Raw genomic sequence first — 291 nt, 5'->3', positions numbered from 1 at the left:
CGGACTTCGACCTTACGGCGTTCGATGCCACGGTACTGGGCACCCAGCCGGTAGGGGACTTTACGGTACACTACTATGACGACCTTGCCAAGGCACAGGCCGACGGCAACCTGGGCATAACATCGACCAACCCGCAGGCAATCACCAACCTTAACCCATACCATACGGGCACTAGGATGATCTATGCGCTGGTAATCAACAGGCTGTCGGTAACGGGCTGCCCGGCCATTGCCAACATCCAGCTTACGGTGAACAAGTTGCCGGAGGTGACCCTTGCGGGAGGATTCTTCT

1 protein-coding gene is annotated in these 291 nt (G+C 57.4%); it reads left to right on the top strand.

Annotated elements, in window-relative coordinates:
* Positions 1-291, top strand: a 291-nt coding sequence (locus FJA49_RS18260; protein ID WP_158629418.1) for a hypothetical protein, incomplete at both ends; no start/stop codon positions are given.

The organism is Flavobacterium microcysteis, from assembly GCF_006385255.1.
GTDB classification, from domain to species: domain Bacteria; phylum Bacteroidota; class Bacteroidia; order Flavobacteriales; family Flavobacteriaceae; genus Flavobacterium; species Flavobacterium microcysteis.
This window is presented reverse-complemented; position numbering and strand designations above follow the sequence as displayed.